This window comes from Streptomyces sp. NPDC039480 (assembly GCF_055597165.1).
Genome location: NZ_JBVITX010000005.1, coordinates 529,550 through 543,128 on the forward strand (window position 1 = coordinate 529,550; position 13,579 = coordinate 543,128).

Annotated in this window: 15 protein-coding genes; 9 read left to right on the forward strand and 6 right to left on the reverse strand. The window is 71.2% G+C overall.

All coding sequences use genetic code 11. From position 1 onward, the window contains the following. Positions 1 to 180: 180 nt before the first annotated feature. Complete coding sequence (locus ACZ56E_RS19305; protein WP_471215567.1) at positions 181 to 852, reverse strand: hypothetical protein; 672 nt, start codon at positions 850 to 852, stop codon at positions 181 to 183. Further along, positions 845 to 1,624: an alpha/beta hydrolase gene (locus ACZ56E_RS19310; protein WP_471215569.1), complete on the reverse strand. Its 780-nt coding sequence runs from the start codon at positions 1,622 to 1,624 to the stop codon at positions 845 to 847. Before ACZ56E_RS19310 ends, ACZ56E_RS19305 begins: the two co-directional genes overlap by 8 nt. A gap of 153 nt (positions 1,625 to 1,777) precedes the next feature. On the opposite strand from ACZ56E_RS19310, the gene ACZ56E_RS19315 reads away from it, so the two are divergent. The 5 genes from ACZ56E_RS19315 to ACZ56E_RS19335 all read left to right on the forward strand — a co-directional run bounded on the left by ACZ56E_RS19315 (position 1,778) and on the right by ACZ56E_RS19335 (position 6,873). Continuing rightward, positions 1,778 to 2,554, forward strand: coding sequence for a lysophospholipid acyltransferase family protein (locus tag ACZ56E_RS19315; RefSeq protein WP_471215571.1), 777 nt, complete (start codon positions 1,778 to 1,780; stop codon positions 2,552 to 2,554). Positions 2,555 to 2,602: 48 nt separating this feature from the next. Continuing rightward, a complete protein-coding gene (gene macS, locus ACZ56E_RS19320; protein ID WP_471215573.1) occupies positions 2,603 to 3,841 on the forward strand; it encodes a MacS family sensor histidine kinase in 1,239 nt (412 codons plus the stop codon). Between the two features lie 68 nt (positions 3,842 to 3,909). Beyond that, positions 3,910 to 4,563 (forward strand): response regulator, encoded by a 654-nt coding sequence (locus ACZ56E_RS19325; RefSeq protein ID WP_398307793.1) that lies wholly within the window; start codon positions 3,910 to 3,912, stop codon positions 4,561 to 4,563. A gap of 134 nt (positions 4,564 to 4,697) precedes the next feature. Then, the gene (locus ACZ56E_RS19330) at positions 4,698 to 5,735 is read left to right on the forward strand and encodes a 6-phosphofructokinase (RefSeq protein WP_471215575.1); all 1,038 of its coding nucleotides are present in this window, start codon (positions 4,698 to 4,700) and stop codon (positions 5,733 to 5,735) included. Between the two features lie 133 nt (positions 5,736 to 5,868). Continuing rightward, the gene (locus ACZ56E_RS19335) at positions 5,869 to 6,873 is read left to right on the forward strand and encodes a 2-hydroxyacid dehydrogenase (protein ID WP_471215577.1); all 1,005 of its coding nucleotides are present in this window, start codon (positions 5,869 to 5,871) and stop codon (positions 6,871 to 6,873) included. Here ACZ56E_RS19335 and ACZ56E_RS19340 read toward each other — a convergent pair. The 3 genes from ACZ56E_RS19340 to ACZ56E_RS19350 form a co-directional block, all read right to left on the reverse strand. After that, complete coding sequence (locus tag ACZ56E_RS19340) at positions 6,816 to 8,723, reverse strand: anthranilate synthase family protein (protein WP_471215579.1); 1,908 nt, start codon at positions 8,721 to 8,723, stop codon at positions 6,816 to 6,818. The two genes, ACZ56E_RS19335 and ACZ56E_RS19340, sit on opposite strands and share 58 nt — an antisense overlap. A gap of 108 nt (positions 8,724 to 8,831) precedes the next feature. Then, positions 8,832 to 8,891: a trp operon leader peptide gene (locus ACZ56E_RS19345; protein WP_106977022.1), complete on the reverse strand. Its 60-nt coding sequence runs from the start codon at positions 8,889 to 8,891 to the stop codon at positions 8,832 to 8,834. Between the two features lie 21 nt (positions 8,892 to 8,912). Next, a complete protein-coding gene (locus tag ACZ56E_RS19350) occupies positions 8,913 to 9,518 on the reverse strand; it encodes a TetR/AcrR family transcriptional regulator (protein WP_471215581.1) in 606 nt (201 codons plus the stop codon). 44 nt (positions 9,519 to 9,562) lie between these two features. On the opposite strand from ACZ56E_RS19350, the gene ACZ56E_RS19355 reads away from it, so the two are divergent. The 3 genes from ACZ56E_RS19355 (at position 9,563) to ACZ56E_RS19365 (ending at position 12,278) form a co-directional block, all read left to right on the forward strand. Further along, the gene (locus ACZ56E_RS19355; protein ID WP_471215583.1) at positions 9,563 to 10,492 is read left to right on the forward strand and encodes a DUF2867 domain-containing protein; all 930 of its coding nucleotides are present in this window, start codon (positions 9,563 to 9,565) and stop codon (positions 10,490 to 10,492) included. A 35-nt stretch (positions 10,493 to 10,527) separates the two neighbouring features. Further along, positions 10,528 to 11,880 carry a class II 3-deoxy-7-phosphoheptulonate synthase gene (locus ACZ56E_RS19360; RefSeq protein ID WP_468609955.1) on the forward strand — a complete coding sequence of 451 codons (1,353 nt, stop codon included), beginning with the start codon at positions 10,528 to 10,530 and terminating at the stop codon, positions 11,878 to 11,880. Between the two features lie 134 nt (positions 11,881 to 12,014). Beyond that, complete coding sequence (locus ACZ56E_RS19365; RefSeq protein WP_471215585.1) at positions 12,015 to 12,278, forward strand: (2Fe-2S)-binding protein; 264 nt, start codon at positions 12,015 to 12,017, stop codon at positions 12,276 to 12,278. A 17-nt stretch (positions 12,279 to 12,295) separates the two neighbouring features. Here the strand turns inward: ACZ56E_RS19365 and bfr are convergent, their stop codons facing one another. Next, positions 12,296 to 12,775 (reverse strand): bacterioferritin, encoded by a 480-nt coding sequence (gene bfr / locus ACZ56E_RS19370; RefSeq protein ID WP_365356464.1) that lies wholly within the window; start codon positions 12,773 to 12,775, stop codon positions 12,296 to 12,298. 164 nt (positions 12,776 to 12,939) lie between these two features. Between bfr and ACZ56E_RS19375 the strand changes: the two genes are divergently transcribed. Then, positions 12,940 to 13,572 carry a sulfite oxidase-like oxidoreductase gene (locus ACZ56E_RS19375; protein ID WP_398307152.1) on the forward strand — a complete coding sequence of 211 codons (633 nt, stop codon included), beginning with the start codon at positions 12,940 to 12,942 and terminating at the stop codon, positions 13,570 to 13,572. The last annotated feature ends 7 nt before the right edge of the window (positions 13,573 to 13,579 follow it).

The following is a 13,579-nucleotide window of genomic DNA, read 5'->3' on the forward strand; positions in this document are numbered from 1 at the left end:
CGTCGATACGCCTCGAAGGCTTGGGCTCGTTCGGTGGTTCACCTCTTCTTCGCCGGTGGGCGGGATCGGGTTCCATCGGCGTCGCGACCTGCCTGCCGCGTCGTGCCGTGCATGCGCGTCGTGACATGCGGAAGGCCCGTCCGGAACACTTCCGGACGGGCCTCGCACGGGCTGGGTGGTTCAGACGACCGCGCCGCGTCCCGGGTCGTCGTCCTCCTCGTCGTCGCCGCTGTTCATCCGCATCACCAGCGTCGCGAAGCCACCCAGGAAGCCGCCGATGCCGAGCGTGGTCAGCCACCACGTCATCTGCCAGCCGAGCAGCACGGCGAGCAGGATGAGCAGCGGGCCGCCGAGCACCGCGAGCCAGGCGAACTTGGCCGTCACATCGGCCTCCGGCAGCGGCGGCGGCTCGGGCGGCACGAAGTGGCCCTCGTCGTCGGCGTCGAAGTCCTTCTCGGAGGGCTCGGGCGTGCTGTAGTCGCGCGGCCCGCCGCCCGCCGGCCCGCCGCCCATCGGCCCGACTCCGGGCGCGAACGAGACGGAGCTGCCGAGCGGCTTGTCGGTGCCGGACTTGTCGTCCGCGCCGGGCTCGGCGGGGCTCTTCAGCGGGCCGGGGCCGCCGGGGCCGTCCGCGGGGCCGTTCGTCTCCGTCTCCAGGAGTGCCAGGTCCTCGACCGACTTGAAGGGCTTGGCGCCCGGCGGGTCCGCGGGCTCCTCGCCGTACCCCGCGACGATCGCCTGCCAGGCGGCGTCCTCGTCCAGCGGCACCCCGTCGCCGGGGACTCTGCTCTTCTCCGGGCTCTTCTCCGGCTCGCGACTCTCGTCGCGGTCCGCCGCCTCGTGCTCAGCCACCGGTGGCCGTCCCTTCCTTGCCGACGCTGGGGGCGAGCCGGGCGATGAACGCGTAACTCTCGTCGAAGATCCGGTCCGCGTCGAAGTCCAACGTCGCGACGTGGTAGCTCTGTTCCAGCAGGATCTCCTTGACGTCCGTGGACGAGACGCGGCCGAGGATGCGGGCCGAGTCGGCGGGCGGCACCACGTGGTCGCGGGGGCTGTGCAGCACCACCAACGGCTGGGTCACCTGCGGCAGTTCCGCGTCGACCAGGCGGAAGAAGCGGCGCAGGGAGTGCGCGGCGTGCAGCGGGACCTTGTCGTAGCCGATCTCGACGGAGCCGGGCTTGGCGATGTCGCTCGCGATGCCGTTGGTCGTCGTCACGAAGTGCCGCACGACCGGGAGGGCGTGGGCCGCGACGCCGTGCACCTTGTTCCCCGGGTTGACCAGGACGAGGCCGCTGATCGCGTCCCCGTGCTTGGCCGCGAGGCGCAGCGCGAGCGCGCCGCCCATGGAGAGCCCGAAGACGAAGACCCGCTCGCACCGGTCGAGGAGGCCGCGCAGCTCGCGCTCCACCTCGGCGTACCAGTCCTGCCAGCCGGTGACCTGCATGTCCTCCCAGCGGGTGCCGTGCCCGGGCAGCAGCGGCAGCGAGACGGTGAGGCCGCGCTCCGCCAGATACTCGGCCCACGGGCGCAGCGACTGCGGGGATCCGGTGAAGCCGTGGCAGAGGAGGACGCCGGTCTCGCCGCCTTCGTGGCGGTACGGCTCGGCTCCGGGGAGGACCGGCACCTTCGGTCTCCTTCGTGAGAGGTGACGACGGGATCAGGGGGTTTCGAGGAGTACTTCACCGTACGCGACCGGACTGACACCGACCAGGGTCGTCGGGCCCATTGGCCGTACCCCGGGTTAAGGTCTGATCCACAGAAACAGGAGGCACTCGGTTTGATCTACGGCGCAATGAAGGTTGCCATCGGAGGGCCGCTGAAGCTCGGCTTCAGGCCCTGGGTGGAGGGCCTTGAGAACGTTCCCGCCGAAGGCCCCGCGATTCTGGCGAGCAACCACCTCTCGTTCTCGGACTCCTTCTTCCTTCCCGCGGTCCTCGACCGCAAGGTCACCTTCATCGCCAAGGCGGAGTACTTCACCTCGCCCGGCGTGAAGGGCAAGCTCACCGCGGCCTTCTTCAAGGGCGTGGGCCAGCTCCCGGTGGACCGCTCCGGCGCGCGCGGCGCGGGCGAGGCGGCCATCAAGAGCGGCATCGAGGTCCTGGAGCGCGGTGAGCTCTTCGGCATCTACCCCGAAGGCACCCGCTCGCCCGACGGGCGCCTCTACCGCGGCAAGCCGGGCGGCCTCGCGCGCGTGGCCCTCGCCACCGGCGCGCCCGTCCTCCCCGTCGCGATGATCGACACGGAGAAGATCCAGCCGCCCGGCAAGGTGATGCCCAAGCTGATGCGGCCCGGCATCCGCATCGGCAAGCCCCTCGACTTCCGGCGCTACCAGGGCATGGAGCAGGACCGCTTCGTGCTGCGCGCGCTGACCGACGAGGTCATGTACGAGATCATGAAGCTCTCCGGCCAGGAGTACGTCGACATGTACGCGACGGCCGCGAAGCGCCAGATCTCCGACGCGGCCAAGGCCGCCAAGGCGGCGGACGGCCACAAGGGCGCGACAAAGGGCGGGCACGGCGGGCACGGCGGGAACAAGGAGCGGTCCGGCTCCTAGCCGCGTCCGTTCAGGGGTGAGGCACACGGGGGGCGGGGGTCGGGGGACATGGCCGAGCGCGAGAAAGTCATGAGGATGTCGGTCGAGCAGCCGCTGTGGCGCGCGCTCACCGCGTACCGCGTCCTGACGATGCTGTACGCGATCGGCCTCTTCACCACGGCACACGAGAAGCTGGACCGGCCCTGGCTGGCCATCGCCTACTACGCGGTGCTCGCCCCCTGGACCCTCGCCACCCTGCCCCGCGTCGCGAACGCGGCGAGCTGCACCAAGCGGTTCCTCGTCGCGGACCTGACCATCGCGATCGTGGGCATCCTGCTCACGCCGCTCGCCGACTCGCAGCAGCGGATCGTCGACGGCGGCCCGACGCTGCCCTCCATATGGACGGCGGGCTCCGTCCTCGCCTTCGCGATCAAGGGCGGCTGGCGCTGGGCGGCCTCGGCGTCCCTGCTCGTCGGCGTCGCCAACGTGGTGCAGCGCGGCGCGTTCAGCCGCGACACCCTGCACAACGTCCTGCTCGTCTGCATCGCCTCCATCGCCATCGGCTACGTCGTGGAGCTGGCCCGCGCCTCCGAGCGCACCCTGGCCCGGGCCCTGGAGATAGAGGCCGCGACCCGCGAGCGCGAGCGGCTCGCCCGCGACATCCACGACAGCGTCCTCCAGGTCCTCGCCATGGTGCAGCGGCGCGGCACCGCCATCGGCGGCGAGGCCGCGGAGCTCGGCCGTCTCGCGGGGGAGCAGGAGGTCGCCCTGCGGACCCTGGTCGCCGGCGGCATGGTCCCCGCCTCGCACGTGTCGGAGGACATCGCGCAGGGCGCCGTCGTCCGCGCCGTCGAGGTGCCCGACGAGCCGGACGACGACGAGCCCCGCGATCTGCGCTCGCTCCTCGCCCGGCACGCGGGGGCGAAGGTGACGCTCGCCGAGCCAGGGGCGCCGGTGCTCCTCGGGCCGTCGGCCGCGCGGGAGCTGGCCGCCGCCGTCGGGGCCGCCCTGGACAATGTCCGCAGGCACGCGGGGCCGGACGCGCACGCCTGGATCCTGGTCGAGGACGAGCCGGACGGGGTGATCGTGACCGTCAGGGACGACGGCCCGGGCATCCCGGAGGGCCGACTCGCGGAGGCCGAGGGGGAGGGGCGCATGGGCGTGGCCCTGTCGATCCGGGGGCGGCTGCGGGACATCGGAGGCACGGCCGAGCTGATCTCGGTGCCGGGCCAGGGGACGGAAGTGGAACTGAAAGTGCCGCGCGAAGAGGCACGGGACACACGGGGGAAGGCAGGAAAGGCGAGATGAACGAGCAGCAGCAACGGCAGGAACCGGCCACCGCGGGGGACGCGACGGCGGTCGGCACGAACAAGGTCATGGTCGTCGACGACCACCCCATGTGGCGCGACGCCGTCGCCCGCGACCTCGCGGAGGCCGGCCTCGACGTGGTCGCCACCGCGGGCGACGGCGAGCAGGCCGTCCGGCGCGCCCAGGCGGTGGCGCCCGACGTCCTGGTCCTCGACCTGAACCTGCCGCTGAAGCCGGGCGTACAGGTCTGCAAGGAGCTGGTCGGCGCCAACCCGGCGCTGCGCGTCCTCGTCCTCTCCGCGAGCGGCGAGCACGCGGACGTCCTGGAGGCGGTCAAGTCCGGCGCCACCGGCTATCTCCTGAAGTCGGCGTCCACGGAGGAGCTGATCGACGCGGTGCGCCGCACGGCCGTCGGCGACGCGGTCTTCACCCCCGGTCTCGCGGGCCTGGTCCTCGGCGAGTACCGCCGGCTGGCCACCGAGCCCGCGGCCGGCACCCCGGACGACCCGAAGGCCCCGCAGCTCACCGACCGCGAGACGGAGGTCCTGCGCCTGGTCGCCAAGGGCCTGAGCTACAAGCAGATCGCCGAGCGCCTGGTCATCTCGCACCGCACCGTGCAGAACCACGTCCAGAACACCCTGGGCAAGCTCCAGCTGCACAACAGGGTGGAGCTCGTGCGGTACGCGATAGAGCGCGGCATCGACAGGCCCGACGACGCATGACCCCTCGTACGGGTGAAAGCGCTTGATCAACTCCCCTGCACAGCACAGGAATTGACCATTCGCACCGTCCCTGAGTGACCTGGATCACCATTAGCGTGACTCGCATCAGGTCACTGAGGCGAAGGGACTGTTCCATGGGGGCCAAGAAAATTGGCGTACTGACCGGAGGCGGCGACTGCCCCGGGCTCAACGCGGTCATCCGGGGCGTCGTCCGCAAGGGCGTGCAGGAGTACGACTACGACTTCGTCGGTTTCCGGGACGGCTGGCGCGGGCCGCTGGAGGGCGACACCGTCCGGCTCGACATCCCGGCGGTCCGCGGCATCCTGCCGCGCGGCGGCACCATCCTCGGCTCCTCGCGCACCAACCCGTTCAAGGTGGAGAACGGCGTGCGCCGCATCAAGGAGAACCTCGCCAAGCAGGAGGTCGACTCCCTCATCGCGATCGGCGGCGAGGACACGCTCGGCGTCGCCGCGCGCCTCACCGACGAGTACGGGATCCCGGTCGTCGGCGTCCCGAAGACCATCGACAACGACCTCTCCGCCACCGACTACACCTTCGGCTTCGACACGGCCGTCGGCATCGCGACCGAGGCGATCGACCGCCTGCACACCACCGCCGAGTCGCACATGCGCGTCCTCGTCGTCGAGGTCATGGGCCGCCACGCGGGCTGGATCGCCCTGCACTCCGGCCTCGCGGGCGGCGCCAACGTCATCCTCATCCCCGAGCAGCGCTTCGACGTCGACCAGGTCTGCGCGTGGGTGACCTCGCGGTTCAAGGCGTCGTACGCCCCCATCGTCGTCGTCGCGGAGGGCGCGATGCCCAGGGACGGCGAGATGGTCCTCAAGGACGGGACGCAGGACTCCTTCGGGCACGTCCGGCTCTCCGGGGTCGGCGAGTGGCTGGCCAAGGAGATCGAGGGGCGCACCGGCAAGGAGGCGCGCACCACGGTCCTCGGCCACGTCCAGCGCGGCGGCACCCCGAGCGCCTTCGACCGCTGGCTCGCCACCCGCTTCGGCCTGCACGCGATCGAGGCGGTGCGCGACGGGGACTTCGGCAAGATGGTCGCCCTCAAGGGCACGGACATCGTCCGCGTCCCGATCGCGGAGGCCACGGCCCGCCTCAAAACGGTGGACCCGGCGCTGTACGCGGAGGTCGGGGTCTTCTTCGGCTGAAGTGGAGCGCCCCGTAAGGGGCGCGGGGAACTGCGCGACCAGCCCACGACGGCCCGCAGACGAAGACGCACGAGGGACGGCCCCGGCCAACGCTCCGGGTGCCGTCCCGGGAGGCGGTACATAGACTCACGCCATGGAGATCCTCGCATTCGGCGTGCAGTCCGACGAAAAGCCGCTGATCGAGAAAGCCTTCGAGGGCCACCACGACATCCGCTGCCTCGACGTGTTCCTGAACGAGGACACCGCCCCGATCGCCGCCGGGTACGAGATCATCTCCTCCAGCGTCAACGCCACCCTCGACAACCGGGTGCTCCAGACCCTCGCCGCCGGCGGCACCCGGATGATCGCCCAGCGCTCCACCGGGTTCAACAACATCGACCTGCCGGTCGCCGAGCGCCTCGGCCTGACCGTCGCCCGCGTCTCGTCCTACTCGCCCTACTCCGTGGCCGAGTTCGCCTGGACCCTGGCGATGGCCGTCAACCGCCGCATCGTCCGCGCGAGCAACCGCACCCGCGACTTCGACTTCCGCCTCGACGGCCTGATGGGACGCGACCTGCGGGGCCGCACGGTCGGCGTGCTCGGCACCGGCAGGATCGGTGAGGCGTTCACCCGCATCGCGCACGGCTTCGGCATGCGGCTGCTCGGCTGGGACGTCGCCGAGAACCCCGCCTGCGTCGAGCTCGGCATGAAGTACGTGACGAAGGACGAACTCCTCGCCGAGGCCGACCTCGTCAGCCTGCACGTGCCGCTGCTCCCGGCCACCCAGCACATCATCGACGCCGCGGCGCTGCGCACGATGAAGGACGACGCGATCCTGGTGAACTCCAGCCGCGGCGGCCTGATCGACACCGACGCCCTGGTCCGGGAGCTGCGCGCGGGACGCTTCACGGGCGTCGGCCTCGACGTGTACGAGGCGGAGGCGGGACTCTTCTTCCTCGACAAGTCCCTGGAGGTCGTCGAGGACGACACGCTGGCCCGCCTCGTCACGTTCCCGAACGTCGTGGTCACCTCCCACCAGGCGTACTACACCGTGGACGCGGTGGGCCAGATCATCGACACCACGGTGCACAACGTCCTGGACTACCTGGCGGGCCGCCGCTCCGAGAACGTGCTGGTCCCCGCGGCGGCAAGCAGCTGACCGAGCAGCTCCCGCACGATCGCGGTGCCGCGCAGCGTCAGCACCGACTCCGGGTGGAACTGCACCCCCGCGAAGCCCGCCCCGCGCAGCGCGTGCACCTCGCCGCTCGCCCCGTCCCTGCTGACCTCCACGCCGTGCGCGGCCAGCTCCGCCGCCGACTCGTCGTCGCAGGACGCCACGAAGCTGTTGTAGAAGCCGACGGTCTCGGGCCGCCCGAACAGGTCGATGCCCGTCTGCGCGCCCTGGTACGGCACTTCCTTCCGTACGATCTCCAGGCCCAGCTCGGCCGCGATCAGCTCGTGCCCGAGACAGACGCCGAGCACGCCGTACCGGTGGCCGCGGATCACCTCGGCCGCCAGCGAGCGCAGGAACCGCATCTTCGGGTCGGTGAGGTCGGACGGGTCGCCGGGACCCGGGCCGAGCACGACGGGCCCCTCGTGCGCGAGCACCGTCTCCCGCAGCCCCTCCTCGTCGTACCGCCGCACCGACACCCGCAGGCCGGCGGAGCGCAGGACGTGCGCGAGCATCGCGGTGAAGGTGTCCTCGCCGTCCACGACGAGCGCGTGGCCGGTGAGTGCGCTCGCCTGCGCCTGCATCCGCAGCCAGAACGGCGCGAGCGAGGCACGCCGGCCGTCGAGGGCCGCCCGCACCCGCGGATCGTCGGCGAGGGCGGGCCGCGCGCTCTCCTCGTGCGGGCGCCCGGGGCGCACACCCAGGGCGGCCAGCACTCCGGCGGCCTTCGCGTGCGTCTCCGCGACCTCGCCCGCGGGGTCGGAGCCGCGCACCAGCGTGGCGCCCACCGGCACCCGCAGCCGCCCGGCCGGGGAGATGTCGGCGGTGCGGATCAGGATGGGGGAGTCCAGGGTCTGCGCGCCGCCCGCGTCCCTGCCGATGAGCGCGAGGGCGCCCGCGTAATAGCCGCGGCCACCGGCTTCGTGCCGCTCGATGACCCGGCAGGCGTTCTGCACGGGCGACCCGGTGACGGTCGCCGCGAACATCGTCTCCTTCAGGACCTCCCGCACGTCCAGCGACGACTTGCCGCGCAGCTCGTACTCGGTGTGCGCGAGGTGGGCCATCTCCTTCAGGCGCGGCCCGATCACGACGCCGCCCATGTCGCCGACGGTGCACATCATCTTGAGCTCCTCGTCGACGACCATCGAGAGCTCCTCGATCTCCTTGCCGTCGGAGAGGAAGGCGAGCAGGTCCTCGGGGGTGGGCCCGCCGGCGGGGTAGCGGTAGGTGCCGCTGATGGGGTTCATGACGACGGTCCCGCCGGACATCCGCACGTGCACCTCGGGGCTGGCCCCGACGAGCGTGCGGTCCCCGGTGTGCACGACGTACGTCCAGTACGCGCCCCGCTCGCCCACGAGCAGCCGCCGGAAGAGCGCGAGGGCGTCCGCACGCCCGAAGCCCGGGATCTCGCCCTCGTACGTACGGCGGATGACGAAGTTGGCGCCCTCGCCCCGGCCGATCTCCTCGCGCAGGACGCGCCCCACGATGTCCGCGTAGGCGTCGTCGGCCACGTCGAAGGCGCCGCCCTCGACCCGCACGTCGTGCGCGGGCAGCGCGGAGAGAGCCGCGTCGAGCGGGAGTTCGTACGTCTCCTCGGGAGTGAGGACGGTCAGCGGCGTGCCGTCGTCGCGGACGTCGAAGCCGCGCTCCCTGATCTGCCGGAAGGGCACGAGCGCGAGGCCCTCGGGGATGTCCGCGAGGCGGTCGTACGTGCCCGTCGGGCCGATCAGGACCTCGACCGTGTCGTGGTCGCGGCCCGGCGTGCGGCGGCGCAGCAGGGCGAAGGGGCGGTCGTCGGACAGGAGGTCGGTGAGGTGCGTGGGGTGCGTGAGGTGCATGGGACTGGTTCCTTCTCACTCGGAGAGGAACGGCCCGGCCCCGGGAAGTCCGGAAAACACTGAAGGCCGCCCCTCGGGCGGCCTTCGCGAGTCTGTGGCTACGCGCAGTCAGTGGGCCGCCGGATGAGCGGGCCACCACCAGTTACGAGTCGTCGTCTGCGCGTGCATGTCCCGCACCTTAGCGCATCATCAGGAGACCGAGGGCCTGGTCATCAGGAGATCGAGGCTCTCGTCGAGGTACGCGCCGAGGTGCGCGCCGGACGGCACGGCCGAGGGCACCGCGTGGCCGAGCTGGGTGTGGCCCAGATAGACGCTGTACGCGAGCAGTCCGCGCCGGCGCGCCTCCGCCTCGGGGAAGCCGAGGCCCGCGAAGAGCTCGGCGACGTACGCCAGGCGGCGCTCGGTCACCTTCCGCAGGGCTGCCGCCACCCGCGGATGCTCGGCCGTCGCCAGCAGGGAGACCTCCAGCGGGCCCGAGGCGGCGGCGGTGATGGCCTCGGCGAAGAGCAGCCGGATGCGCTTGCGGGGGTCCGGCTCGGTCTCGACGTGGCTGATCATCCCCTCCGTGTGGAGGGCGGCCCAGCGGTCGAGGGCGGCGTCGATGAGCGCGTCGCGGTTCGCGAAGTGCCAGTAGAAGCTGCCCTTGGTGGTGCCGAGGCGGACCGCGAGGGGTTCCACGGCGACGGCCGCGAGCCCGCCGTCGCCGATCGCCGTCAGGGCGGCGTCCGCCCAGTCGTCGGCGGTCAGCCGGGGCTTCGCCGCGGTCTTCTTCTGCTGCCGTTGCGCCATGTCCATACGCTACCGTACGGTGACCATACGCCAGCGTATGGAGGTGCGGCATGGGAGTCGTACGCAACGAGCACGAGCGGGTCGTCGAGGCGCCGGCGGAGGTGGTGGGAGCGCTCCTCGACCGCCTCTCGGCCGAGGACGACCCGGTCTTCCCCGTCCCCGCCTGGGCGCCGATGACCTTCGACCGCCCCCTCGGCGTCGGCGCGACCGGCGGCCACGGCCCGATCCGGTACTCGGTCACGGCCCACGAGTCGGGCCGCCGCGTCCGCTTCGCCTTCACCCCGCCGGGCGACGGCTTCCACGAGCTGACGGTCGAGCCGCGGGGAGAGGGGCGCTGCCTCGTGCGGCACGTCCTGGAGATGCGGCAGTCCGGCCTGGACCGCCTGCTGTGGCCCACGGCCGTCCGGCCCGTGCACGACACGATGCTCGAAGAGCTCTTCGACAACATCGAGCGCGCGGCGGCGGGCGGCTGCGCCAGGCCCGTCCGCTGGTCGCCCCGGCTGCGGCTGCTCAACCGGCTGTGGTGGCCCAGGCCGCTGGCGGTGGCGGTGCCGACGGAGGCCCGCCTGCTCCGGGCCTCCGTGGACCGGCCCGGCTACCGGGACGCGTACCGCATGGACCTGCGCGCCGGGCTGCCCCGCGACCCCGCGGCCTGGACCGGCGTCCTGCGCGACGCCTTCCCCGTCCTCGCCCGCGAGGGCGGCGAGCTGCTGATGGACGTGAACACGGCAGGACTGACGGCCCGCGCCTCGATCCTGGTCGACGATCGGCACGTCACCCTCAGCACGGCCGTCCGGGCGGACACCTGGCGCGCCAGGCTCTACTGGGCCGCCGTGCGGCCGGTGCACCCCTTCATGGCCCGCGCGATGCTCCGCCGCGCCCACCGCAGGCTCGCCCTCGCGGCACCGAGCGCCGGCGAGCGGGCGACGGGAACCGATCACTCCGCCGTGTCTGCTCCGTCTCACTTCGTGAGCGGATGAATGGACGGCACGCCGCACCACGTAATGTTGACGAGGTGACCGTGAACGCTAAGACCACCGCTACCGGTGGCAACACCTGGCGAAACCTGCCCGCGGCGCAGCAGCCCGAGTACCCCGATGCCGAGGCTCTGCGCGATGTGATCGCGGACCTCGAGTCCTATCCGCCGCTCGTCTTCGCGGGCGAGTGCGACCAGCTGCGCGCCCGACTGGCCTCCGTCGCCAAGGGAGAGGCGTTCCTGCTCCAGGGCGGCGACTGCGCCGAGGCCTTCGACGCCGTCTCCGCCGACCACATCCGGAACAAGCTGAAGACGCTGCTCCAGATGGGCGCCGTCCTCACGTACGCGGCATCCGTGCCCGTAGTGAAGGTCGGCCGCATCGCGGGGCAGTACTCCAAGCCGCGCTCCAAGGGCACCGAGACCCGCGACGGCGTGACCCTGCCGACGTACCGCGGCGACTCCGTCAACGGCTTCGACTTCAACGAGAAGGCCCGCGTCCCGGACCCCGAGCGCCTGAAGCGGATGTACAACGCGTCCGCCTCCACGCTCAACCTGGTGCGCGCCTTCACCACGGGTGGCTACGCGGACCTGCACCAGGTGCACGCCTGGAATCAGGACTTCGTGAAGTCGTCCCCCTCCGGCCAGCGGTACGAGCAGCTGGCCCGCGAGATCGACAACGCGCTCAACTTCATGAAGGCCTGCGGGACGGACCCCGAGGAGTTCAAGACCGTCGAGTTCTACGCCTCCCACGAGGCGCTGCTCCTCGACTACGAATCGGCGCTGACCCGCGTCGACTCCCGTACCGGCCGGCTGTACGACACCTCGGGCCACATGGTCTGGATCGGTGAGCGCACCCGTCAACTGGACCACGCGCACATCGAGTTCGCCTCCCAGGTGCGCAACCCCATCGGCGTCAAGCTCGGCCCGACCACGACGGCCGAGGAGGCGCTGCAGTACATCGAGCGCCTCGACCCCGACCGCGAGCCCGGCCGGCTGACCTTCATCGTCCGCATGGGCGCCGACAAGGTCCGCGACAAGCTGCCCGAGCTGGTCGAGAAGGTCACCGCCTCCGGCGCGACCGTCGCCTGGATCACCGACCCGATGCACGGCAACACGTACGAGGCGGCATCCGGTCACAAGACCCGCCGCTTCGACGACGTGCTCGACGAGGTCAAGGGCTTCTTCGAGGTCCACAAGGCCCTCGGCACCCACCCGGGCGGCATCCACGTCGAGCTCACCGGTGACGACGTCACCGAGTGCGTGGGCGGCGGCGACGAGATCTTCGTCGACGACCTCCACCAGCGCTACGAGACGGCCTGCGATCCGCGGCTCAACCGCAGCCAGTCCCTGGACCTGGCGTTCCTGGTGGCGGAGATGTACCGCGACCAGTAGTCCGATTCCGTACGTGCGCGTGGGGCGCGGATCCATGTGATCCGCGCCCCACCGGCGTATCCCGGGCTTTTGTGGACCCGACGTCGCGGGTAAGGTTAGGTTAGCCTCACCGATCAATCGGGACGGCGCTACCGATGAGTCCTGTCCGGGAGGTGAACCGCGTGTACGTCTGCAACTGCTTCGGGGTCACCGAGGCGCAGGTGAAGAAGCACGCGGCGGACGGGGCCTGCACCCCCCGCCAGATAGCGTCGGCCTGCAAGGCGGGCACGGACTGTGGTTCGTGCGTGCGGCGCATCCAGGCCCTGCTCGGCCGGGGCGCCTGCCCCCGCCGTGAGCTGGCGGACCAGGGAGAGCCGGTGCTCTCCGGACTGGACGAGACCGCCCAGCAGGCCGCCTAGCCCCAGCTCTCCGGGCCCTAGCTCTCCGGCTGCTCGATGAGCTGCGCGAGGTAGAGCGGCTCGCCCAGCTTCTCGACGAGTTCCAGCTGGGTGTCCAGATAGTCGATGTGGTGCTCCTCGTCGGCGAGGATCGACTCGAAGATGTTCGCGGACGTGATGTCGCCCTTGGCGCGCATCACCTCGATGCCGCGCCTGAGGCGGTCGATCGCCTCCACCTCGACCTGGCGGTCCGCCTGGAACATCTCGGTGACCGTCTGGCCCACCCGGACGTGGAAGAGCCGCTGGTAGTTGGGCAGACCGTCGAGGAACAGAATCCGGTCGGTCAGCACCTCCGCGTGCTTCATCTCGTCGAACGACTCGGACCGGGTGTACTTCGCGAGCTTCGTCCAGCCGAAGTTCTCCTGCATCTTGGCGTGGAGAAAGTACTGGTTGATCGCCGTCAGTTCGGCGGTCAGCTGCTCGTTGAGAAATTCAATGACCTCGGGGTCGCCCTGCATCGCAGAGGCTCCTTCCACGCGGTTGACTGGGCAGGTGCGCGCATCTTTGCACCGGTGTTCGGAGGGCGTCCAGTAAGTGCACGCTTAGTAGGAGTTGCCCGAATCCGTATCTGTCAGACTTCGTCTGGTCACGTCCACCGCCCCGGGTCTGTCAGGATGGAGGCATGGGTCAGCCGGCGGAACGCGCATCTCGACAGGCGGCGGAGCCGGAGCTTCCGCCGGGTCAGCGGCTGCAGCGCGGCTGGCCGGTAACGCACTACGGACCGGTGCCGAAGTTCCGGCCGGAGCGCTGGGAGTTCAGGGTTTTCGGCGCCACCGCCGACGGTGCGAAGCACTGCTGGACGCACGAGGAATTCTCCGCACTGCCGTACGACACCGTGGTCGCCGACCTGCACTGCGTCACGAAGTTCAGCATGCTCGGCGCCGAATGGGGCGGCGTGCCGGCCCGCACGCTCCTGGAGATCGCCCCGCCCGCGCCGAACGCCACCCATGTGATGGTCTGGGCCGAGTACGGCTTCAGCTCGAATCTGCGGATGGCGGACTTCGCCTCCGACCGCACGATTTTCGCCACGCACAAAGGCGGCGAACTGCTCACCGCGGAGCACGGTTTCCCGCTCCGGCTCGTGGTGCCCCATCTGTACGCGTGGAAGGGCCCCAAGTGGGTCCGCGGCATCGAGTACATGACCGCCGACCGCCGCGGCTTCTGGGAGGAGCGCGGCTATCACAACCTCGGCGACCCCTGGCGTGAACAGCGCTACTCGTACCAGGAGGAGCCCGGGGACGGCCCCGAGTTCTAGGGCCCGC

What these genes read in the sequence shown, in the direction of transcription:
- ACZ56E_RS19325 (WP_398307793.1), top strand. Translation starts at nt 3,910, where the DNA reads ATGGTCGTCGACGACCACCCCATGTGGCGCGACGCCGTCGCCCGCGAC.
- ACZ56E_RS19340 (WP_471215579.1), bottom strand. Translation starts at nt 8,723, where the DNA reads ATGCACCTCACGCACCCCACGCACCTCACCGACCTCCTGTCCGACGAC.
- ACZ56E_RS19365 (WP_471215585.1), top strand. Translation starts at nt 12,015, where the DNA reads ATGAGTCCTGTCCGGGAGGTGAACCGCGTGTACGTCTGCAACTGCTTC.
- ACZ56E_RS19375 (WP_398307152.1), top strand. Translation starts at nt 12,940, where the DNA reads ATGGGTCAGCCGGCGGAACGCGCATCTCGACAGGCGGCGGAGCCGGAG.
- bfr (WP_365356464.1), bottom strand. Translation starts at nt 12,775, where the DNA reads ATGCAGGGCGACCCCGAGGTCATTGAATTTCTCAACGAGCAGCTGACC.
- macS (WP_471215573.1), top strand. Translation starts at nt 2,603, where the DNA reads ATGGCCGAGCGCGAGAAAGTCATGAGGATGTCGGTCGAGCAGCCGCTG.
- ACZ56E_RS19350 (WP_471215581.1), bottom strand. Translation starts at nt 9,518, where the DNA reads ATGGACATGGCGCAACGGCAGCAGAAGAAGACCGCGGCGAAGCCCCGG.
- ACZ56E_RS19330 (WP_471215575.1), top strand. Translation starts at nt 4,698, where the DNA reads ATGGGGGCCAAGAAAATTGGCGTACTGACCGGAGGCGGCGACTGCCCC.
- ACZ56E_RS19355 (WP_471215583.1), top strand. Translation starts at nt 9,563, where the DNA reads ATGGGAGTCGTACGCAACGAGCACGAGCGGGTCGTCGAGGCGCCGGCG.
- ACZ56E_RS19335 (WP_471215577.1), top strand. Translation starts at nt 5,869, where the DNA reads ATGGAGATCCTCGCATTCGGCGTGCAGTCCGACGAAAAGCCGCTGATC.